The 20051-nt window shown below is 63.6% G+C and carries 18 protein-coding genes; 7 read left to right on the plus strand and 11 right to left on the minus strand.

Annotated elements, in window-relative coordinates; all coding sequences use genetic code 11:
- Positions 1 to 56 precede the first annotated feature (56 nt).
- Positions 57 to 1034 (plus strand): OmpA family protein, encoded by a 978-nt coding sequence (locus FQ664_RS06350; protein ID WP_144170905.1) that lies wholly within the window; start codon positions 57 to 59, stop codon positions 1032 to 1034.
- 18 nt (positions 1035 to 1052) lie between these two features.
- Complete coding sequence (pdxH, locus tag FQ664_RS06355) at positions 1053 to 1700, plus strand: pyridoxamine 5'-phosphate oxidase (RefSeq protein WP_144170906.1); 648 nt, start codon at positions 1053 to 1055, stop codon at positions 1698 to 1700.
- Positions 1701 to 1739: 39 nt separating this feature from the next.
- Here pdxH and FQ664_RS06360 read toward each other — a convergent pair whose 3' ends face one another.
- Complete coding sequence (locus tag FQ664_RS06360) at positions 1740 to 1973, minus strand: hypothetical protein (RefSeq protein ID WP_144170908.1); 234 nt, start codon at positions 1971 to 1973, stop codon at positions 1740 to 1742.
- A 147-nt stretch (positions 1974 to 2120) separates the two neighbouring features.
- Here FQ664_RS06360 and FQ664_RS06365 point away from each other — a divergent pair, with 147 nt between their 5' ends.
- On the plus strand, positions 2121 to 2585 hold the full coding sequence (locus FQ664_RS06365; RefSeq protein WP_144170910.1) for an outer membrane lipoprotein: 465 nt from the start codon (positions 2121 to 2123) through the stop codon (positions 2583 to 2585).
- Positions 2586 to 2654: 69 nt separating this feature from the next.
- Here FQ664_RS06365 and nhaA read toward each other — a convergent pair whose 3' ends face one another.
- From nhaA to FQ664_RS06405, 8 genes are all read right to left on the minus strand, one after another.
- Positions 2655 to 3830 (minus strand): Na+/H+ antiporter NhaA, encoded by a 1176-nt coding sequence (gene nhaA / locus FQ664_RS06370; protein WP_144170912.1) that lies wholly within the window; start codon positions 3828 to 3830, stop codon positions 2655 to 2657.
- 315 nt (positions 3831 to 4145) lie between these two features.
- Positions 4146 to 5753 (minus strand): NAD(P)/FAD-dependent oxidoreductase, encoded by a 1608-nt coding sequence (locus tag FQ664_RS06375; protein ID WP_046614721.1) that lies wholly within the window; start codon positions 5751 to 5753, stop codon positions 4146 to 4148.
- A gap of 103 nt (positions 5754 to 5856) precedes the next feature.
- The gene (locus FQ664_RS06380; RefSeq protein ID WP_144170914.1) at positions 5857 to 6531 is read right to left on the minus strand and encodes a COG3650 family protein; all 675 of its coding nucleotides are present in this window, start codon (positions 6529 to 6531) and stop codon (positions 5857 to 5859) included.
- A 234-nt stretch (positions 6532 to 6765) separates the two neighbouring features.
- Positions 6766 to 7467 (minus strand): ABC transporter ATP-binding protein, encoded by a 702-nt coding sequence (locus FQ664_RS06385; RefSeq protein ID WP_144170916.1) that lies wholly within the window; start codon positions 7465 to 7467, stop codon positions 6766 to 6768.
- Positions 7468 to 8235, minus strand: coding sequence for a high-affinity branched-chain amino acid ABC transporter ATP-binding protein LivG (livG, locus tag FQ664_RS06390; protein WP_008097486.1), 768 nt, complete (start codon positions 8233 to 8235; stop codon positions 7468 to 7470).
- On the minus strand, positions 8232 to 9488 hold the full coding sequence (locus tag FQ664_RS06395) for a high-affinity branched-chain amino acid ABC transporter permease LivM (protein ID WP_144170918.1): 1257 nt from the start codon (positions 9486 to 9488) through the stop codon (positions 8232 to 8234). The genes livG and FQ664_RS06395 overlap by 4 nt, the downstream gene beginning before the upstream one ends.
- A complete protein-coding gene (gene livH / locus FQ664_RS06400) occupies positions 9485 to 10408 on the minus strand; it encodes a high-affinity branched-chain amino acid ABC transporter permease LivH (protein ID WP_025340356.1) in 924 nt (307 codons plus the stop codon). The genes FQ664_RS06395 and livH overlap by 4 nt, the downstream gene beginning before the upstream one ends.
- A gap of 186 nt (positions 10409 to 10594) precedes the next feature.
- On the minus strand, positions 10595 to 11710 hold the full coding sequence (locus FQ664_RS06405) for a branched-chain amino acid ABC transporter substrate-binding protein (protein ID WP_144170920.1): 1116 nt from the start codon (positions 11708 to 11710) through the stop codon (positions 10595 to 10597).
- Between the two features lie 358 nt (positions 11711 to 12068).
- On the opposite strand from FQ664_RS06405, the gene FQ664_RS06415 reads away from it, so the two are divergent.
- Positions 12069 to 12380: a DUF2288 domain-containing protein gene (locus FQ664_RS06415; RefSeq protein ID WP_144170922.1), complete on the plus strand. Its 312-nt coding sequence runs from the start codon at positions 12069 to 12071 to the stop codon at positions 12378 to 12380.
- A 166-nt stretch (positions 12381 to 12546) separates the two neighbouring features.
- On the plus strand, positions 12547 to 13434 hold the full coding sequence (locus tag FQ664_RS06420; RefSeq protein ID WP_144170924.1) for an NAD(P)-dependent oxidoreductase: 888 nt from the start codon (positions 12547 to 12549) through the stop codon (positions 13432 to 13434).
- Here the strand turns inward: FQ664_RS06420 and FQ664_RS06425 are convergent.
- Positions 13334 to 15598 carry a putative bifunctional diguanylate cyclase/phosphodiesterase gene (locus tag FQ664_RS06425; protein ID WP_144170926.1) on the minus strand — a complete coding sequence of 755 codons (2265 nt, stop codon included), beginning with the start codon at positions 15596 to 15598 and terminating at the stop codon, positions 13334 to 13336. The two genes, FQ664_RS06420 and FQ664_RS06425, sit on opposite strands and share 101 nt — an antisense overlap.
- A gap of 304 nt (positions 15599 to 15902) precedes the next feature.
- Complete coding sequence (gene rapA / locus FQ664_RS06430) at positions 15903 to 18749, minus strand: RNA polymerase-associated protein RapA (protein ID WP_144170928.1); 2847 nt, start codon at positions 18747 to 18749, stop codon at positions 15903 to 15905.
- Positions 18750 to 18912: 163 nt separating this feature from the next.
- On the opposite strand from rapA, the gene FQ664_RS06435 reads away from it, so the two are divergent.
- Together FQ664_RS06435 and FQ664_RS06440 are read left to right on the plus strand one after the other, a co-directional pair.
- Complete coding sequence (locus FQ664_RS06435; protein ID WP_144170930.1) at positions 18913 to 19608, plus strand: M949_RS01915 family surface polysaccharide biosynthesis protein; 696 nt, start codon at positions 18913 to 18915, stop codon at positions 19606 to 19608.
- Between the two features lie 63 nt (positions 19609 to 19671).
- On the plus strand, positions 19672 to 20001 hold the full coding sequence (locus FQ664_RS06440) for an aspartate-semialdehyde dehydrogenase (protein ID WP_085590175.1): 330 nt from the start codon (positions 19672 to 19674) through the stop codon (positions 19999 to 20001).
- Positions 20002 to 20051 lie beyond the last annotated feature (50 nt).

The following is a 20051-nucleotide window of genomic DNA, read 5'->3' on the forward strand; positions in this document are numbered from 1 at the left end:
TGCCAGCGCCTGAAGGGCGTTGGCAAAATTTCTTTCTATTTCATGGTGTATCGCTGATGTCTTCACACAAAACCTTAGCACTCGCCCTGTGCCTGACCGCCGTTACCGGCTGCGCCAGTCACCCCCAGGACGGCTCGAAGGACAGCGCCTCGAGCTGGTGGCCCTTCGGTTCGGACAAGGTTGCCGAGCAGGAAGTGAAGCAAGCCGTCACTGAAAACGTGGCCAAGGCCGACGCCAAGTCCGAGAACGCCAGCCGTTGGTGGTGGCCGTTCGGCGGCGAAGAGAAGCAGGCCAAGGGGCCGGTGGTACCGAAGATCGACCAGAAGGCCACCCAGGCCTGGCTGGACGAGTACGAGCCCAAGCTGCGTGAGGCGATCAAGGGCAGCAAGCTGGAGCTGGAGCGCCGCGACAACGTGTTGGCCGTAACCATCCCGGTGGACAGCTCGTACAACCCTGACCGCCCGAACATGCTGCTGCCGATGACCCTGGGCCCGATCACTCGTGTGGCCAAGACTGTCGAAGGCGATGCCAAGACCGCCGTGCTGGTGCTTGGCCATGCCGACAGCAGCGGTGTCGCGGCTGCCAACCAGAAGCTCAGCCTGGAGCGCGCCGCTTCGGTGTCGGCCATTTTCCGCCTCAGCGGCCTGCAGCGTGACCGCCTGACCCTCAAGGGCATGGGCTCGGTAATGCCGCGCGCCGCCAATGACAGCGCCGAGGGCCGCGCCCTGAACCGCCGCGTGGAAATGCTGCTGACCCCGCAGAACACCATGGTTGCCCTGCTGGCCAAGTACCAACAAGCTGCCCCGGCACCGGCCCCGATGGTGGCGGTGCAGGATGCCAAGGCACCTGCCGCCAAGGCAGCTGACAGCAAGCCGGCCGCCAAGGCCGCAGCGAAGAAGCCTGTAACCAAAGCCAAGGCCAAGTCGCCCGCCAAGACCACGGCCAAGAAAAAGGCCGCGCCGGCCAAGCCCGTCGCCAAGAAAGCTACCGCTGACAAGAAAGTAGCTGCCAACAGCCCTGCGAAGACCAACTGATCGTCAAGGAACGCAGCAATGACCCAATCTCTGGCCGATATGCGCCGCGACTACACCCGTGATGGCCTGGCTGAAGCCCAGGCCCCGGGGGAGCCGTTCGCCCTGTTCCACCAGTGGTTCGCCGATGCGGTGAAAACCGAGCAGGTACCGGTGGAAGCCAACGCCATGACCCTGGCCACTGTCGATGGTGAAGGTCGCCCTCACTGCCGCATCTTGCTGCTGAAGGGGCTCGATGAGCGTGGTTTCACCTTCTTCACCAACTACGACAGTGCCAAGGGCCAGCAACTGCTGGTTAACCCCTTCGCCGCCATGACTTTCTTCTGGCCAGCGCTGGAGCGTCAGGTACGCATCGAAGGGCGGGTGGAAAAGGTCACGGCCCAGGAGTCGGACGCCTACTACCAGGTGCGCCCGCTGGGCAGCCGCCTGGGGGCCTGGGCTTCGCCGCAGAGCCAGGTGATTGCCGGTCGTGAGGAGTTGGAGGGGCTGGTCAAGGCCACCGAGGCGCGGTTCTCCGACACTCAGCCGCATTGCCCGGAGCATTGGGGTGGGTATCGTTTGCTGCCCGAGCGCATCGAGTTCTGGCAGGGGCGGGCTAGCCGCCTGCATGACCGACTGAACTACCGGCTGGTGGATGGGCAATGGCTGCGGGAGCGGTTGGCGCCCTGAGGTTCTGGGGCCGCAAAGCGGCCCCTGCAATCTCCAGGTTTACCCCGGATACCCCGCCGCCTCCCGCTCCAACCACCCCGCCAACTGCTTGCGCCCCACCTTCTCCACCCGTGCCTGCTGCAGCCTTTGCAGCATGTACGCACGTTTTCCAGCGTCCGACCCAGCCAGCGACAACGCCAGGTCACGGTCCATCCAGCGGCGCATGCGCACATACAGCCACCAGTGAAAATACAGCCCCGCGACGGTGGTGACCACGACGATGAAGTAATCCATGGCTATCCTTGGTCTCACTTGAAAATGCCTCGATACAGCTACGCAGGCTGTACCTCGGCTGAATGAAAACAATTTTATTACGTTTGTGCCGTGACAGCCGTCAACGTGCAGCGTCTAATGAACACCTGACTTATGGAGACCTTACCCATGCGTAAATCCGCTTTGCTGGTGGCCACCTTTACCACCATGTCGCTGTTGCTGGGTGGCTGTGCCTCAAGCCTGACCGGTGACAGCTACTCCCGTGATGAGGCCCGCCGTGTGCAAACCGTGCGTATGGGCACCATCGAATCCCTGCGCCCGGTCAAGATCGAGGGGACCAAGACCCCGATCGGTGGTGGTGCTGGCGCCATCGTCGGTGGCGTGGCCGGCAGCGCCGTGGGGGGGGGCCGTGGCAGCATCGTCGCCGCCGTGATCGGTGCCGTTGCCGGTGGCCTGGCCGGTTCCGCCGCCGAAGAAGGCCTGACCCGTACCCAGGGTGTCGAAATCACCGTGCGTGAGGACGATGGCAGCATGCGTGCCTATGTGCAGGCTGTGCAGGAGAACGAGATCTTCCGCGTTGGCGACCGCGTGCGCATCATGACTGTCGACGGTACCAGCCGCGTCACGCACTGACCGTAGCGCAATAAAACAAAACCCCGACATGGCGCTCGCCAGTCGGGGTTTTTTCATGCGGTAGCCAAGTCAGCCCACGCTGGGCTTGCGGCTGGCCATGGCGGTTATCGCATAGCCGATCACGGCGGCGAAGAACGAACCGGTGAGAATACCCATGCGATCCATCCCGGCGTAATCACTGCTGCCAGGCACAAAGGCGAGTGAGCCAACGAACAGACTCATGGTGAAGCCGATACCGCAGAGTATCGCCACACCGAGCAATTGACCCCAATTGGCGCCGACAGGCAGTGTGGCCAGGCGCAGTTTTACCGCGACCCAGGTCAGGCCGAAGACACCCACGGTCTTGCCCAGCAGCAGCCCGACGGCGATGCCCAGTGGCACCGGGTGGGTGAAGCTTTCTATGGTCATGCCTGCCAGCGATACACCGGCATTGGCGAAAGCGAACAGCGGCAGGATGGCGTAGGCGACCCACGGATGCAGGGCGTGTTCCAGGGCGAGCGATGGCGAGCGTTCGGCATAGCGCGTGCGCAGCGGGATGCACAGGGCCAGGGCAACGCCGGCCAGGGTGGCATGCACGCCGCTCTTGAGCACGCAGACCCACAGGATCAGACCAACGACCATGTACGGCCCAAGCTTGACCACACCAAGCCGGTTCATGGCCACCAGCACGACCAGGCAGGTGGCGGCCAGCAGCAGTGACACGCTCGACAGGGTGCCCGAGTAGAACAGGGCAATGACGATGATCGCACCCAGGTCGTCGATGATCGCCAGGGTCATCAGGAACAGCTTCAGCGACACCGGCACGCGCTTGCCCAGCAGGGCCAGTACACCGAGGGCGAAGGCGATGTCGGTGGCGGTGGGGATCGCCCAGCCGGCCACGGCCGCCGGGTTGTCACGGTTGATGAACCAGTAGATCAGTGCCGGTATCACCATGCCGCCCACTGCGGCGGTGGCAGGCAGGATCACCTGTGAGGGCTTGGACAGGTGGCCGTTGACCACCTCGCGCTTGACCTCCAGGCCGATGAGCAGGAAGAACAGGGCCATCAGGCCGTCGTTGATCCACAGCAGCAACGGCTTGGCGATGTGCAGTGCGCCGACCTGGACGGCGACGGGGACGTCGAGCAGGCCGCTGTACAGGTAGGACAGCGGTGAATTGTTGATGACCAGGGCCAGGATGGCCGCAGCAATCAGTAGCAGGCCGCTGGCGGCTTCGAGTTGGATGAAACGGGTTAACAGGCTACGCACGGGCTATGGGCTCTCCATGAGCAGTTTACGATTGGAGCGGGTTTACACCCTAGCCTGTGGTGATATGCATTAAAACAAAAACCATATTCGTTTTTGTTATATGTTGTTGCTGGCTGGGCTGAGGGAAGCCTAGATAAAGAGGCGGAAGGGTGGGGGAGGGGAAGTCTGATGTTGGTTATGGATTTTTCTGATGCCTGCCAGGGCCCTTTCGCGGGTAAACCCGCTCCCACAAGGTACTGCACAGTTTTCAAATCCTGTGCAGTACCTTGTGGGAGCGGGTTTACCCGCGAAGAGGCCCTGGCAGGCGACAAGGAATCAGAGGCCGAGCATATCCCGCGCCACTGCCTCGGCAATGCGAATCCCATCGACACCGGCCGAGAGGATCCCGCCCGCATAGCCGGCCCCTTCACCCGCTGGGAACAGCCCCTTCAGGTTCAGGCTCTGGAAGTCCTCACCGCGGGTAATGCGCAGCGGCGATGAGGTGCGTGTCTCGATCCCGGTCAACACCGCATCATGCAGGTTGTAGCCCTTGATCTGCCGGTCGAACGCCGGCAGCGCTTCGCGGATGGCCTCGATGGCGAAGTCCGGCAGGCTCGGCGCCAGGTCGCCCAGGGTAACGCCCGGTTTGTAGGATGGCTCGACACTGCCCAGTGCAGTCGACGGCCGGCCGGCGACGAAGTCACCGACCAGTTGCGCCGGGGCCTGGTAGTTGCTGCCGCCCATCACGTAGGCGTGGGCTTCCAGGCGTTCCTGCAGTTCGATGCCGGCCAGCGGGCCGCCCGGGTAATCGCGCTCGGGGTCGATGCCGACGACGATGCCGGAGTTGGCGTTGCGCTCGTTACGCGAGTACTGGCTCATGCCGTTGGTAACCACCCGGCCCGGCTCGCTGGTGGCGGCGACCACGGTGCCGCCCGGGCACATGCAGAAGCTGTACACCGAACGGCCGTTCTTGGCGTGGTACACCAGCTTGTAGTCGGCGGCACCTAGTTTCGGGTGGCCGGCATACTTGCCCAGGCGCGCCTTGTCGATCAGTGTTTGTGGGTGCTCGATACGGAAGCCCACCGAGAACGGCTTGGCTTCCATGTATACGCCCTTGGCGTGCAGCATGCGGAAGGTGTCGCGGGCGCTGTGGCCCAGGGCCAGCACCACATGGCGCGAGTGCAGCTGTTCGCCGCTCTCCAGCACCACGCCGGTCAGCTGGCCATCTTCGATCAGCAGGTCGGTGACCTTCTGCTGGAAGCGCACTTCGGCACCGAGGGCGATCATGTCCTGACGCATCTGCTCGACCATGCCGGTGAGGCGGAAGGTACCGATGTGCGGCTTGTTGATGTACAGGATCTCGTCCGGCGCACCGGCCTTGACGAACTCTTCCAGCACTTTGCGGCCGTGGTGCTGCGGGTCCTTGATCTGGCTGTACAGCTTGCCGTCGGAGAAGGTGCCGGCGCCGCCTTCGCCGAACTGCACGTTGGACTCGGGGTTGAGCACGCTCTTGCGCCACAGGCCCCAGGTATCCTTGGTGCGCTGGCGTACTTCCTTGCCGCGCTCGAGGATGATCGGCTTGAAGCCCATCTGCGCCAGCAACAGGCCGGCGAAGATGCCGCACGGGCCGAAGCCGACCACGATCGGGCGCTCCTGCAGATCGGCCGGGGCCTGGCCGACGAACTTGTAGGTTACGTCTGGCGCCGGGCCGATGTTGCGATCGTCGGCGAACTTGCTGAGCAGCTCGGCTTCGTTGCTGGCTTCCAGGTCGATGGTGTAGATGAACAGCAGTTCGCTGTTCTTCTTGCGCGCATCGTAGCTGCGCTTGAACAGGTTGAAGCTGAGCAGTTGCTCGTCGCGGATGCCCAGGCGCTGGACGATGGCTTCACGCAGGGCTTCGTCGGGATGGTCCAGGGGCAGCTTCAGTTCGGTGATTCGTAGCATGGCAGGGTCCAGTATCCCGGCCATGGGCGGCCGGCGGCTTTACACAAACCGCCAAGTATAAGCTGTTCGCCGCCCCGACTGGCAGGATAAAAGCGCCCGGCGATCAGTTGTCGCGCGCGCCGCCGTAGTAACCGCAGCCCTGCAGGGTCTTGCCGTCGATGCGCAGTTCGGCGCGCAGGTGGTGGATGGCACCGGTGGCGGCGTCTACGCAGCGTTGTGGCGCGACCCACAGCTCCACGTGCTGGCCGTTGGCTTCGCTGGTCAGGGTCAGGCCGCCGCCGGGCACTTCTTCTTCCAGGAAGGGCAGGGGCAGGGGGGGCTGGCCGACGCGGTTGAGCACCATGCCCTTGCCGCTGGCCTTGATGTCCCAGTCCGGCTCGTGGCCGTTGGCGCGCAGGGTCAGCTGCTTGAAGTTGGGGTCTTCGCAAGCGCGGGTGGAAGGTTCCAGGCGGTACAGGCGGCGTACTTCCAGCTGGCCGTCGCTGTTGGCCTGCCTGCTGCCGGTGAGGCGGCCGCGGACGTCGGCGAACAGCTTGTCGTTGGCGTCCTTGGCGAGGTTGGCGGCTTCCTGCAGGATGCCGGTGGCGGCGACGTCGTTGATCACGAAAGTGCGGTTTTCGCTACACGGCTTGAACAGCAGCTGGCCACCGGCGGCACGCAGCTCGCCCTGCATGCGCGTGGTGCCGATGTTCGGGTCGTTGGGGGCGTCAGCCATGAGCTGGCAGCCGGCGAACAGGGGCAGCAGAGCAGTGAACAGCAGGGTGGGAGTGAGGCGCATGGGGCGGGATCCGGGATCTTCCAAAGAGCTGGCCACGTTACTCAGGCTGGCGGCGGATCACAAGTTAATGGTTGCCTGTACCGGCCTCTTCGCGGGTGAACCCGCTCCCACAGGTGCGGCGCCGCACTTACGTCTGGTGCTATCCCTGTGGGAGCGGGTTCACCCGCGAAGAGGCCGGCACAGGCAATACATTCTTTGCAGACAGAAAAAAGGGCCCGAAGGCCCTTTTCCCGATCAACCCCCCAGATACGCGTCGCGCACCTTCGGGTCGGTCAGCAGCGCTTCACCTGTCCCATGCATCACCACTCGGCCGTTCTCCAGCACATAGGCCCGGTCAGCGACCTTCAGGGCCTGGTTGGCGTTCTGCTCCACCAGGAACACCGTCACGCCATCACGACGCAGCTGTTCAATGATGTCGAAGATCTGCTGGATGATGATCGGCGCCAGCCCCAGCGAGGGCTCGTCGAGCAGCAGCAGCTTGGGTTTGCTCATCAGCGCCCGGCCAATGGCGAGCATCTGCTGCTCGCCACCGGACATGGTGCCACCACGCTGGATATAACGCTCCTTCAGGCGCGGGAACAGCTGCAGCACCTTGTCCAGCTGCTCCTGGTAATCGCCCTTGTCGGTGAAAAAGCCACCCATCGCCAGGTTTTCCTCGACGGTCAGGCGGGAGAACACGCGGCGGCCTTCCGGTACCACCGCGATGCTCTTGCGCATGATGTGCGAAGACGGCTGGCCGACCAGTTCTTCACCCAGGTACTTGATGCTACCGCTGTGCGCCTGCGGTGAGCCGCACAGGGTCATCAGCAAGGTCGACTTGCCGGCACCGTTGGCGCCGATCAGGGTAACGATCTCGCCCTGGTTGATCTCCACGTTGACGCTGTGCAGCGCCTGGATCTTGCCGTAGAAGGTGGAAACGTTCTCGAACTTCAGCATTTACGCTTCCCCCAGGTAGGCTTTGATCACGTCAGGGTTGTCGCGGATCTCTTCCGGCGTGCCGTGGGCCAGGGGGGTGCCCTGGTTGATCACCACGATATGGTCGGAAATGCTCATCACCAGCTTCATGTCGTGCTCGATCAGCAGCACGGTGACGTTGTGCGACTCACGCAGGTAGGCGATCAGCGCCTTGAGGTCTTCGGTCTCCTTCGGGTTCAGGCCCGCTGCCGGTTCGTCGAGCATGATGATGCGCGGCTGGGTCATCATGCAGCGGGCGATTTCCAGGCGGCGCTGCTGGCCGTAGGCGAGGGTGCCGGCGGTACGGTTGGCGAACTCGGTCAGGTTGACCTTCTCCAGCCAGTACTGCGCGCGTTCCATGGCCTCCTTCTCGCTGCGGCGGAAGTTCGGGGTCTTGAACAGGCCGGCGAAGAAGTTGGTATTGAGGTGGCGGTGCTGGGCGATCAGCAGGTTTTCCAGCGCGGTCATTTCCTTGAACAGGCGCACGTTCTGGAAGGTCCGCACCACGCCCTTGCGGGCGATCTGGTGGCCGGCCAGGCCCTGGATCGGCTGGCCATCGAGCAGGATGGTGCCGCCGCTGGGCTTGTAGAAGCCGGTCAGGCAGTTGAACACGGTGGTCTTGCCGGCACCGTTCGGGCCGATCAGTGCCACCACCTGTTTTTCCTTGACGGTCAGGGCCACGCCGTTGACCGCCAACAAGCCGCCGAAGCGCATGCTCAGGCCGCTGACTTGCAGAATTTCGCGGCTCATCGACGCAGCTCCATGTGTGGACGTTGCATAGGCAGCAGGCCTTGCGGACGCCAGATCATCATCAACACCATCAGCGCACCGAACATCAGCATCCGGTATTCGCTGAACTCACGCATCAGCTCGGGCAGCAGGATCATCACGATGGCCGCGAGAATCACGCCCAGTTGTGAGCCCATGCCGCCAAGCACGACGATGGCGAGGATGATCGCCGACTCGATGAAGGTGAACGACTCCGGCGTCACCAGGCCTTGGCGCGCAGCGAAGAAGCTGCCGGCAAAACCGGCGAAGCAGGCACCCAGGGTGAACGCCGAGAGCTTGATCACGGTCGGGTTCAGGCCCAGTGCGCGGCAGGCGATCTCGTCTTCGCGCAGGGCTTCCCAGGCGCGGCCGATCGGCATGCGCAGCAGGCGGTTGATCACGAACAGCGCCAGCAGGGCCAGCAGCAGGGCCACCAGGTAGAGGAAGATGACCTTGTTGATCGAGTTGTATTCCAGCCCGAAGAACTCATGGAAGGTCTGCATGCCCTCGGCGGCACGGCGTTCGAAGGTCAGGCCGAACAGCTCCGGCTTGGGAATGTTGCTGATGCCGTTGGGGCCGCCGGTCCAGTCGGTGAGGTTACGCAGGAACAGGCGGATGATCTCGCCGAAGCCGAGGGTCACGATCGCCAGATAGTCACCGCGCAGGCGCAGCACCGGGAAGCCGAGCAGGAAGCCGAAGGTGGCGGCCATCAGGCCGGCGATCGGCAGGCATACCCAGAAGCTCCAGCCCAGGTAGTGCGAGAGCATGGCGTAGCTGTAGGCACCGACGGCGTAGAAGCCGACATAACCGAGGTCGAGCAGGCCCGCCAGGCCGACCACGATGTTCAGGCCCAGGCCCAGCAACACGTAGATCAGGATCAGCGTGGCAATGTCGACCGCACCGCGCGAGCCGAAGAACGGCCACACCAGTGCCGCGACGATCAGGCCCATGATCACGTAGCGCTGGGTCTTCGGCAGGGTCAGGTAGTTGCTGACGGCCGGCGGGATCAGCTTGCGATCCGAACGGCGGCCCATCACCGAGCTCCACTGCTTGTCGAACAGCACGCGCAGGAACATCAGCACCGAGCACAGGGCAATGATGCCGAGGTTGAACGAACCCTGGCTGTGCACAGCCAGGCTGATGCCGTCGATGCTCAGTTTCAGGCCCAGTACCGGGAAGGCCACGGCCCATACCAGCAAGGCGCTGAAGAACGCCTGTTTGAGATTTCTGTTCATACTTTTTCAACCTCCGGGCGGCCCAGGATGCCGGTCGGCCGGAATAGCAGGACAAGAACCAACAAGCCGAATGCCACCACGTCCTTGTACTGGTCGCCGAAGATATCGGCACCGAACGCTTCGGCCACGCCCAGCACCAGCCCGCCGAGCATGGCGCCCGGGATGCTGCCGATGCCACCCAGCACCGCCGCGGTGAAGGCCTTCAGGCCCACCAGGAAACCGGCGTTGGGGTTGATCACCCCGTACTGCATGCTCAGCAGCACGGCCGCCACCGCCGCCAAAGCGGCACCGATGACGAAGGTGAGGGCGATGATGTTGTTGGTGTTGATGCCCAGCAGGTTGGCCATCTTGATGTCCTCTGCGCAGGCGCGGCAGGCGCGGCCCAGGCGGGAACGGGAGATGAACAGGGTGAGGCAGGTCATGGCCACCAGGGTGACCACGAACACCAGGATCTGCATGTAGCTGATCAGTACTTCTTCAGCACCGCCCGGTCCGAAGGAGAAGCTCCCGGGGATCAGGTTGGGGATGGACTTGTCCTTGGAGTCTTGCGACAGCAAGACGGTGTTCTGCAGAAAGATCGACATGCCGATGGCGGAAATCAGCGGGATCAGACGGTTGCTGTTGCGCAGGGGGCGGTAGGCAACCCGTTCGATACTGTAGCCATAGGCACTGGTGACGAAGATCGTCGCGACGAAGGCGACGGTCATCAGGATCGGCAGCGAATGGATACCCATCATGGCCAGGCCCGCCAGGGCGATGAAGGCCACGTAGGAACCGATCATGTACACCTCGCCGTGGGCGAAGTTGATCATGCCTATGATGCCGTACACCATCGTGTAGCCGATGGCGATCAAGGCATAGGTGCTGCCGATGGTCAATCCATTAACCAGTTGTTGGAAGAAATGGTAGATCTCAGGCATTACAGCGCTCCTAAAAACCTGATTTGCATTTCGCTGGCGGGGGGTAAGGCCAGGAAACCGCGGGTGACGGTTTTAAGATTTTCAGGTGAGCCCGCCCCCGGATCGCGGGGATCAGGCCCATGAACCTCATAAAACAAAGCCCACTGCTCGCACAGTGGGCTCGTAGGTCAGCTATTAGTCACGCAGTTACTGAGGGGAGACTTCGGTCTTCGGCTTGCCGAAGTGCCATTCGTAGACCACGAACTTGAAGTCTTTCAGGTCGCCTTTGTCGTCGAACGACAGCTCGCCGGTCGGGGTCTTGAACTTGCCGGCATGGATGGCGGCAGCCACTTTCTCGGCGTCGTCGGAGCCCGCAACCTTGATACCTTGGGCGATCAGCTCGACAGCCGAGTAGGCCGGGAACACGAACGGGCCGCTTGGGTCCTTGCCGTCAGCCTTGATGGCGTCGACGATCTTCTTGTTCGCAGGGTCGGCGTCGAACGACTTCGGCAGGGTCACCAGCAGGCCTTCGGAGGCGTTCTGGGCGATCTGCGAGATGGAGTCGTTGCCCACGCCTTCCGGGCCCATGAACTTGGCTTTCAGGCCTTTTTCCTGAGCCTGGCGCAGGATCAGGCCCAGCTCTGGGTGGTAGCCGCCGTAGTAGACGAAGTCGACGTTGTTCTGCTTGAGTTTCTGGATGATCGAGGAGAAGTCCTTGTCACCGGCGTTCAGGCCTTCGAACACGGCAACCTTGGTGCCTTTGCCTTCCAGGGTCTGCTTGACCGCGGTGGCGATGCCTTCACCGTACTGCTGCTTGTCGTGCAGGACAGCGACCACCTTCGGCTTGACGTGGTCGGCGATGTAGTTGCCGGCGGCCGGGCCCTGGGCGCTGTCCAGGCCGATGGTGCGGAAGATCAGCTTGTAGCCACGGGCGGTGATTTCCGGCGAGGTGGCGGCCGGGGTGATCATGATCACACCTTCGTCTTCGTAGATGTCGGACGCAGGCTGGGTGGAGCTGGAGCACAGGTGGCCGATGACGAACTTGACGCCGTCGTTGACCACTTTGTTGGCGACTGCCACGGCCTGTTTAGGGTCGCAGGCGTCGTCGTATTCCTTGGCTTCGAGCATCTTGCCATCCACGCCGCCCGCGGCGTTGATATCCTTGATGGCTTGCTTGGCGCCGATGAACTGCATGTCACCGTACTGGGTCACTGGGCCGGTCTTGGGGCCTGCAATCCCGATCTTGATGGTATCGGCGGCAAACGAATGGCTGGCTACCCCGGCCAGAACCATTGCGGCGAACAGCTTGGAAATCTTGATCATAGTGCTCCACTCATTCTGTTGTAATTCTTATAGTCCTGGCGGCCAGGGCTACAGACCGGGCGGGATTTGCGGCGTGGCCATGCCAACGCGCAAGCCCACCTTCCCCCGGAACATGTCCCGGAACTGTACCGGTGCAGTGTAGAGCGCTGTTCGAGCGCTTGAAAAGCGGTCGAAAAGGGCCTGCTTCCTGGGTTGTCGCTTGATCGACACAAAGATACAGAAAGGCGCCATCAAACTGCCTGCATCTGCGACCCCGCCCCACAAGTTCGGGATCAATCGACCAAATTACATATTTGAAACCGGGTTTTTCTGCAAAAATGCCGGCCTTTTTATTGGCCGACGTTTGCGGATACCACCCATGACTGATCAAACAAGCACCCTCTATGCCAAATTGCTTGGCGAGACGGCAATCATCGAGTGGAAAGCGCTGGAGCGTTTCTGGGCCAAGGGTGACCTGATTTGGGTCGACCCAAGCCTCGACCTGATCGCCGTTGCCGAGGCGATGGCCGAGAATCGCAGCGAGATCTTCGCCAAGTGGCGTAGTGATAGCACTGTCGGACCGGTGACGGCCGAGCAGGCCCAGGACCTGCAAAGCCGCGATCCAGAGATCTGGGCGGTGGTGGTTTCGCCGTTCATCGTGATTCAGGTGAAGCGCCCGATAGAGGCGTGATCGTTTTTGGTGCGCGAAAATGCGCAGCAGGCCCGTTTTGGTGCTCGAAGGCGCTCAGGACGGGTAGAGGGAAGTAACAATTCGGCGTGGCGGTAACAGTTTACGGGATGCGTAATGGGGGGCTGCAAGGCAGCCCCCGGTTATTCGAAATAGTCAGGAGTCATTGATGAGCACTGTACTACCTTCGCTTGGATTCGCCGGCATCGGCCTGATGGGCCTGCCCATGTGCCGGCGCCTGTTGGCCGCGGGCTACCCGCTGACCGTGTGGAACCGCAGCCCGGACAAGTGCGCCGCACTGGTCGCCGCCGGCGCGCGCCTGGCCAGCAGCCCTGCCGAACTGTGCCGCGACAGCGACATGCTGCTGCTGTGCCTGGCCGACACTGCCGTGGTGCGCGAGGTGGTGTTCGGCGAGCAAGGCATCGCCCAGGGCGGGCGCCGCGGCCAGCTGCTGATCGATTTCTCCAGCCTGGAGCCCACCGCCACCCGTGAAATGGCTGCCGAACTGGCGGCGCTGAGCGGCATGGCCTGGCTGGATGCGCCAGTGTCCGGTGGCACGCCCGGGGCCGAAGCCGGCACCCTGGCGATCATGGTCGGTGGCGAGGCGGCCGACCTGCAGCGCGCTCGCCCGGTGCTGCAGGTACTTGGCCAGCGCGTGACGCACATGGGGGCGGTGGGCGCGGGCCAGGTGACCAAGGCCTGCAACCAGATGATCGTGGCCTGCAATGCCCTGGTGATCGCCGAAGTGGTGGCCTTGGCTGAACAATCCGGGGTCGACGCGACGCTGATTGCCGAAGCGCTGGCTGGCGGCTTTGCCGATTCCAAACCGCTGCAGATCCTCGCACCGCAAATGGCCGAGAGCCGCTTTGAGCCGATCAAATGGCACGTGCGCACGCTGCTCAAGGATCTTGATGGTGCGGTCAAGTTCTCCCGCGAGCAAGGCTCGGCGACGCCGCTCAGTGGCCTCGCTGCGCAATTGATGCGCCTGCATGCAAGCCAGGGGTACCTGCAAAAAGATCCGGCGACCCTGGTTGAACTGTACCGCAGCAAGGGTTGAACACACCGCTCTGGTGCTGCAGCCGCTCCAACAGCGGCCGCAGTTCGGCCAGCGGCTCCGGGCGGCCCAGCAGGTAGCCCTGCAGGTAGTCGCAGCCGTGGGCTTCGAGGAACGCCAGCTGTTCGGCGGTTTCCACGCCCTCGCTGACCACCTGCAAATGCAGGGTATGCGCCATGACGATGATCGCCTGGGCGATTTCGCGGTCCTTCTGGCTGGCCGGCACATCCTGCAGGAAGCTGCGGTCGATCTTCAGCACGTCCAGCGGCAGGCGCTTGAGGTAGGCCAGTGACGAGTAGCCGGTGCCGAAGTCATCGATTGACAGCGCCACGCCCAGAGCGCGCACGCGCTTGAGCAGGTTGACCGTGCGCTGGATGTCACCCATCAGGGCGTTCTCGGTCACTTCCAGCTCCAGCTGCCAGGGCGCGAGCCCGGCGTGGAACAGCGCCTTCTCCACTTCGTTGGGCAATTCGTCGTGGCTGAGGGTGACGGCCGAGCAATTGACCGTGACCTTGAGGCTGTCGTAGCCGTGGCGCTGCAGGTAGGCCAGGTCGGCGCAGGCATGGCGCAGCACCCACAGGTCGAGGTCGATGATCAGGCCATTGGCTTCGGCAATGGCGACAAAACGCTCGGGGCCGAGCACGCCGTGTTGCGGGTGTTGCCAGCGCACCAGGGCTTCCAGTTTGGCCACTTGCCTGTTGCGCAGGTCGAAGATCGGCTGGTAGTGCACGCACAGCCCATGCTCCTCGAGCAGGGCCAGGCGCAGTTCTTCTTCCAGCTGCAAGGCAATCGAGGCCCGGGTTTTCAGGCCGTCGTTGAAGAAGTTCAGGCTGTTGCGCCCGCTGCCCTTGGACTGGTACAGGGCGAGATCGGCATGCTTGAGCAGCTCTTCGGCGGTGGTGCCGTCGTCGGGGAAGATGCTGATGCCGATGCTGGTGGTCATGACCATGCGTCGGCCGCCCAGGTCGATGGGCTCCTTCATCCTTTGCATGATGCGCTGGGCCAGGTGGCGGGCTTCGTCGCGACTGTTGAGGCTGGTGACCACGCAAAACTCGTCGCCGCCAAAGCGCGCGACCAGGTCGTGGTTACGGGTGGCGGCCTTGATGTGGCTGGCGATCACTTTGAGCAGTTGGTCGCCGGCGTCGTGGCCGAGGCTGTCGTTGATGCGTTTGAAATGGTCGATGTCGAGGAACATCACCGCCAGGCGGCTTGCCGTGGCCTGGTGTTCGGCCAGGCGTTCGGCGAACACCTGGTTGAAACCGCGGCGGTTGACCAGGTTGGTCAGGGCATCGTAATGCGCGGCCTGCTGCAGCGAAGCGCGGGCCTGGTCCAGTTGGCTGAGCAGCACGCTGACCCGGCGCAGGTCGTGTTCCTTGCTTTGCAGTTTCTTGTCGGCCAGTGCGCTACTGATGCTGGCACCACTGATCAGCAGGGTGATGAAGCCGATGCCCAGCCCCAGTTGCAGACTGTTGTCGCCAGAGGGCAGGCGCAGGGCGGTGTCGGCCGGGATGACCAGGGTCATGGCTGACATTGCGGTGAAGTGGGTGGCGACGATGCCGCCGGCCATCAGCAGGCTGGCGCCGTACTTCATGGCCTGGTGCAGGGTACCGCTGCCATGACGGAAGTAGCGGGCCAGGCACAGTGCCGTCAGACTGGTGAGCAGGGCAATGCTGGTCGAGGCCAGCAGCAGGCCGGTCTGGTAGTACTGGCGGGCGCCGGTTTCCAGGGCGGCCATGCCGACGAAGTGCATGAGAATGATACCCAGGCCGATCAGCACTGCACTTTGCAGGTAATGGTGTGTGCGCATCTGGCTGCGGTCGAGGCTGTGCATGGCCAGCCAGGCGACGGCCAGGGCGATGAGCAGCGACAGGATGGTCAGGGACGCGTCGTAGTGCACTTCCACTGGCGCCTGGAAGGCCAGCACGCTGATGAAGTGCATGGCCCAGATGCCACCTGCCAGGCAGCAGGCACCGAGCATGTTCCATTGTCGGTGGGCGGTGGGGTCTTCGCTGTGGGATTGGCGCTCGGCCATGTCCAGTGTGGCGAAGCAGGCCGCACAGGCGACGAAGTAGGCGAGCAGAACCAGGAACGGTTCATGCCGGCAATCGATGACGATGCGCCCGGTTGCCGGCAGGTCGGCGAACAGTTGCAGCCCCAGCCATTCCATGGAATGCCTCTTGATCGAGTTTTCACTCGTCTGCGCTACCACCCTGTGCAGACTGTCCAGAGGCAGTATAGAAAGAGGTGATTAAGCCTTCCTGACTAATGGCACATTGATTTCTACGATTTGGTTATCAGCCTGATCGCAGCGAGGAATATGCATGCGGGTCCGGAACACGGCCCCTGTGGGAGCGGGCATGCCCGCTCCTACAGAGATCGCGCCGGGCTGAAGGCATACGTTGTACCTGTGGGAGCGGGTTTACCCGCGAACACCGGCGACGCCGGTGCCAGCCACCTCGGCGCCTGCCCCCTCAGCCAGCCACCAGCACGCGAATGGCTTCCAGGCGTAATGCCGCTTTCTCCAGCATCGCCAGGCCCTCTTCGCGCTGCTTGCGCAGCGCCTCGATCTCGCTGTCGCGCACGCTCGGGTTGACCGCTTGCAGGGCGACCAGGCGGGCCAATTCTTCGTCGGTTTCCGCCGTCAAGCGTCGCTGAGCCTCGGCCACGCGTTCGATGTGGGTCGGCATGACCTTGGTCTCACCACTGCTGATACGCTGGGCCAGCACGTCACGCTGGGCCTGGACGAACTTGTTGGCACTGGCGCGCGGCACGCTCTCGAGTTGGTCGTTGAGGGTTTCGAAGGCCACGCGGGACGCCAGGTCGTTGCCGTTGGCATCGAGCAGGCAGCGCAATGCCGCCGGTGGCAGGTAACGGCCCAGTTGCAGGCTGCGCGGTGCCACCACTTCGCTGACGAACAGCAGCTCAAGCAGCACGGTGCCGGGTTTGAGCGCCTTGTTCTTGATCAGCGCCACGGCGGTGTTGCCCATCGAGCCGGACAGCACCAGGTCCATGCCGCCTTGCACCATCGGGTGCTCCCAGGTGAGGAACTGCATGTCCTCGCGCGACAGCGCCTGGCCACGGTCGTAGGTGATGGTCACGCCTTCGTCGTCGCCCAGCGGGAAGCTGGCGTCGAGCATCTTCTCGCTCGGTTTGAGGATCAGGGCGTTCTCGGAATGGTCTTCGCTGTCGATGCCAAAGGCGTCGAACAGGGTTTCCATGTAAATCGGCAGGGCGAACTGGTCGTCCTGTTCGAGAATGGCCTCGACCAGCGCCTGGCCTTCGCCGGCACCACCGGAGTTGAGCTCCAGCAGGCGGTCACGGCCGGTATGCAGTTCGGCTTCCAGGCGTTCGCGCTCGCTGCGGGCGTCGGCCACCAGGGCCTCCCAGGCCTTGCCTTCACCGCCTTCGAGCAGTGGCAGCAGGCGTGGGCCGAACTGGTGCTGCAGGGCGTTGCCGGTAGGGCAGGTGTTGAGGAAGGCATTGAGGCCTTCGTGGTACCACTGGAACAGGCGCTCTTGCGGGCTGTCCTGCAGGTACGGGATATGCAGCTGGATGGTGTGCTTCTGGCCGATACGGTCGAGGCGGCCGATGCGCTGTTCGAGCAGGTCCGGGTGCGCCGGCAGGTCGAACATCACCAGATGGTGGGCAAACTGGAAGTTGCGGCCCTCGCTGCCGATCTCGGAGCAGATCAGCACCTGCGCACCGAACTCTTCGTCGGCGAAGTAGGCGGCGGCGCGGTCGCGCTCGAGGATGCTCATGCCTTCATGGAACACCGAGGCCGGGATGCCGGAGCGCACGCGCAGGGCGTCTTCCAGGTCCATCGCGGTTTCGGCATGGGCGCAGATCACCAGCACCTTGGTGCGCTTGAGCATCTTCAGGGTGTCGATCAGCCAGTCGACGCGCGGGTCGAAACGCCACCAGCGCTCGTCGTCGGCCACCTCGCCCTGGGCCTGGAAGGCGACTTCCGGGTACAGCTCGGCATGCTCGCCGGCTGGCAAGTCGCGGTATTGCTCGGGCGTGGCCAGTGGGTAAGGGTGCAGCTGACGCTCAGGGAAGCCCTGAATCGCCGCGCGGGTGTTACGGAACAGCACGCGGCCGGTGCCGTGGCGGTCGAGCAACTCACGGATCAGGCGCGCGCTGGCCTGGGTATCGCCGTCGCTGACCGCGGCCAGCAGGGCTTCGCCTTCGGCACCCAGGAAGCCGTGGATGGTGGCGTGGGCCTTGGGCGACAGGCGGCCTTCGTCGAGCAGTTCCTGTACGGCTTCGGCCACCGGGCGATAGTGCTCGCTCTCGGCGCGGAAGGCGGCCAGGTCGTGGAAACGGTTGGGGTCGAGCAGGCGCAGGCGGGCGAAGTGGCTGTCCTGGCCGAGCTGTTCGGGGGTGGCAGTGAGCAGCAGCACGCCCGGGATCACCTGGGCCAGCTGTTCGACCAGGCCGTATTCGGCGCTGACCTGGTCTTCATGCCAGACCAGGTGATGGGCTTCGTCCACCACCATCAGGTCCCAGCCGGCGGCGAACAGCGCGTCCTGGGCTCTTTCGTCGTCGACCAGCCACTCCAGGGCCACCAGCGCCAGCTGGGCATCCTCGAACGGGTTGCTGGCGTCGCTTTCAATGAAGCGCTCGGCGTCGAACAGGGCTACCTGCAGGTTGAAGCGGCGGCGCATTTCCACCAGCCACTGGTGCTGGAGGTTTTCCGGCACCAGGATCAGGACGCGACTGGCGCGGCCCGACAGCAGCTGGCGGTGGATCACCAGGCCGGCCTCGATGGTTTTACCCAGGCCCACTTCGTCGGCCAGCAAAACGCGCGGTGCGCTGCGGTCGGCGACTTCGCGGGCGATGTGCAACTGGTGGGCGATGGGTTGGGCGCGGCAGCCGCCCAGGCCCCACAGCGCCGACTGCATCTGCTTGCTGGTGTGCTGCAGGGTGTTGTAGCGCAGGCTGAACCACGACAGCGGATCGATCTGCCCGGCGAACAGGCGGTCGCTGGCCAGGCGGAACTGGATGAAGTTCGACAGCTGGGTTTCTGGCAGGGTGCGCGGCTGGTTCTGCCCGTCCAGGCCGTGGTAGACCATCAGCCCGTCGATGTCCTCGACCTCGCGCACGGTCAGCTTCCAGCCTTCGAAGTGGGTGATCTGGTCACCTGGCGAGAAGCGCACGCGGGTCAGCGGCGCATTGCGCAGGGAATACTGGCGGGTGTCGCCAGTGGCCGGGTAAAGCACGGTCAACAGGCGGCCATCCTGCGCCAGGATGGTACCCAGGCCGAGCTCGGCTTCGCTGTCGCTGATCCAGCGTTGCCCCGGTTGATACTGCTGCGCCATACTGCCTGAACTCCCGCGATGAAAAAGCCGATTATGTTAACGGATCGGCCGGTCAGACCAAAGTGCCGCGCGCATCGAAAGGTGCCGAAGTGCGATAGGTAGTGCAACAGTCTAGCCGCTTCATCGCCCCCCACCGTGCTGCCGACGAGGGCCCCGGATCAACATGTCTGCCAAGCACCGCTGGATCAGCACTTCGATGGCCGTGGGCAGCCTGTTGCTATTGGCCGCCTGCGAGCAGAAAAACTACGAGACCTTGCCCGCCATCCCGATGGAGCAGCTTGAGGTACTGGGCGTGCAGACGCCGATCAAGAGCGTGCATTTTCGTGACCGCGACGGTGAAGGCCTGCTGGTATTGAGCCGCAGCGATGGCCAGGCCAGCGACCCGGAAAGCGAGCAGGAGGTGGACAAGGTGGTACTCAAGGCCACGCTGTACGGGCGCAGCGCCGAAAACGACGCGTTCAAGGCACGCTGGCAGATCGAGCAGGAAACCACCTGCCCGGGCCTGGATCTGGATGTGGACTTCTATAATGATGTCAGCGATGTTGGCGACCTGAACAAGGACGGCATCGCCGAGGTGACGGTTGCCAGCCACGCCTTCTGCGGCGGCAGCATCGACCCGCACGACATCGCCATCGAGATGCGTGAAGGGCAGGCCAGCTACAGCATCACCGGGCAGTCGCTGATTACCCCGGCAGGTGAAGAGCCGATCGGTGGTGAGCGCGAGGACAGCGCTTCGCTCAAAAGCGCGCCGCAGGTGCTGCGCGAGCACATGGACGCGGTCTGGCAGCAGGTGTACAAGCGGCCCTGGAGCGAGGCCAGCCCGCCAGGCGACGACGACCCTGACGACCAAGCCGAATAAGTCTTGCGCATGCCATCAAGGTAAAATCGCGCCTGCCGATACAGGGGGCATAGGAGAACGTCCATGCTGCCGCCGATCATTCCGCTCAGTGCCGCCCCGGTGACCTCGCAACAGGACCCGGTCAAGCCGACCCCTGACATCAAACCGGTGGTGCCGACGCAGCCTGCATCCGGTGAAAGTGCCATCGACCTCAAGCACCAGCGTGACCCGCAGGAGCAGGCCCTGCTGCTGCGCGATGAGCAGCGCCGCCAGCAGCAACGCCGACAGAAGGGCGACGACGAACGCTACAGTGCGATGCCAGGTGACGAGGTCAACGCCGACAACACCGTGCCGGTGGCACCGTTGATGGGCGAGCACGTCCGCCAGGGGCTGCTGGTGGATATCGAAGTCTGACGCGGGGCTGGTCAGCGCCTGCGCCTGGCTTCATCATGCAAGTCTCAGTT

This window comes from Pseudomonas persica, from assembly GCF_900291015.1.
Classification (GTDB): Bacteria; Pseudomonadota; Gammaproteobacteria; order Pseudomonadales; family Pseudomonadaceae; genus Aquipseudomonas.

Excerpts from the sequence above, each read along its gene's own strand:
- livH (WP_025340356.1), bottom strand. The coding sequence starts at position 10,408 with ATGCCTGAGATCTACCATTTCTTCCAACAACTGGTTAATGGATTGACC.
- FQ664_RS06375 (WP_046614721.1), bottom strand. The coding sequence starts at position 5,753 with ATGCTACGAATCACCGAACTGAAGCTGCCCCTGGACCATCCCGACGAA.
- FQ664_RS06405 (WP_144170920.1), bottom strand. The coding sequence starts at position 11,710 with ATGATCAAGATTTCCAAGCTGTTCGCCGCAATGGTTCTGGCCGGGGTA.
- FQ664_RS06350 (WP_144170905.1), top strand. The coding sequence starts at position 57 with ATGTCTTCACACAAAACCTTAGCACTCGCCCTGTGCCTGACCGCCGTT.
- FQ664_RS06365 (WP_144170910.1), top strand. The coding sequence starts at position 2,121 with ATGCGTAAATCCGCTTTGCTGGTGGCCACCTTTACCACCATGTCGCTG.
- FQ664_RS06360 (WP_144170908.1), bottom strand. The coding sequence starts at position 1,973 with ATGGATTACTTCATCGTCGTGGTCACCACCGTCGCGGGGCTGTATTTT.
- FQ664_RS06435 (WP_144170930.1), top strand. The coding sequence starts at position 18,913 with ATGTCTGCCAAGCACCGCTGGATCAGCACTTCGATGGCCGTGGGCAGC.
- rapA (WP_144170928.1), bottom strand. The coding sequence starts at position 18,749 with ATGGCGCAGCAGTATCAACCGGGGCAACGCTGGATCAGCGACAGCGAA.
- FQ664_RS06420 (WP_144170924.1), top strand. The coding sequence starts at position 12,547 with ATGAGCACTGTACTACCTTCGCTTGGATTCGCCGGCATCGGCCTGATG.
- FQ664_RS06440 (WP_085590175.1), top strand. The coding sequence starts at position 19,672 with ATGCTGCCGCCGATCATTCCGCTCAGTGCCGCCCCGGTGACCTCGCAA.
- FQ664_RS06385 (WP_144170916.1), bottom strand. The coding sequence starts at position 7,467 with ATGCTGAAGTTCGAGAACGTTTCCACCTTCTACGGCAAGATCCAGGCG.
- pdxH (WP_144170906.1), top strand. The coding sequence starts at position 1,053 with ATGACCCAATCTCTGGCCGATATGCGCCGCGACTACACCCGTGATGGC.
- FQ664_RS06380 (WP_144170914.1), bottom strand. The coding sequence starts at position 6,531 with ATGCGCCTCACTCCCACCCTGCTGTTCACTGCTCTGCTGCCCCTGTTC.
- FQ664_RS06425 (WP_144170926.1), bottom strand. The coding sequence starts at position 15,598 with ATGGAATGGCTGGGGCTGCAACTGTTCGCCGACCTGCCGGCAACCGGG.
- FQ664_RS06395 (WP_144170918.1), bottom strand. The coding sequence starts at position 9,488 with ATGAACAGAAATCTCAAACAGGCGTTCTTCAGCGCCTTGCTGGTATGG.
- livG (WP_008097486.1), bottom strand. The coding sequence starts at position 8,235 with ATGAGCCGCGAAATTCTGCAAGTCAGCGGCCTGAGCATGCGCTTCGGC.
- FQ664_RS06415 (WP_144170922.1), top strand. The coding sequence starts at position 12,069 with ATGACTGATCAAACAAGCACCCTCTATGCCAAATTGCTTGGCGAGACG.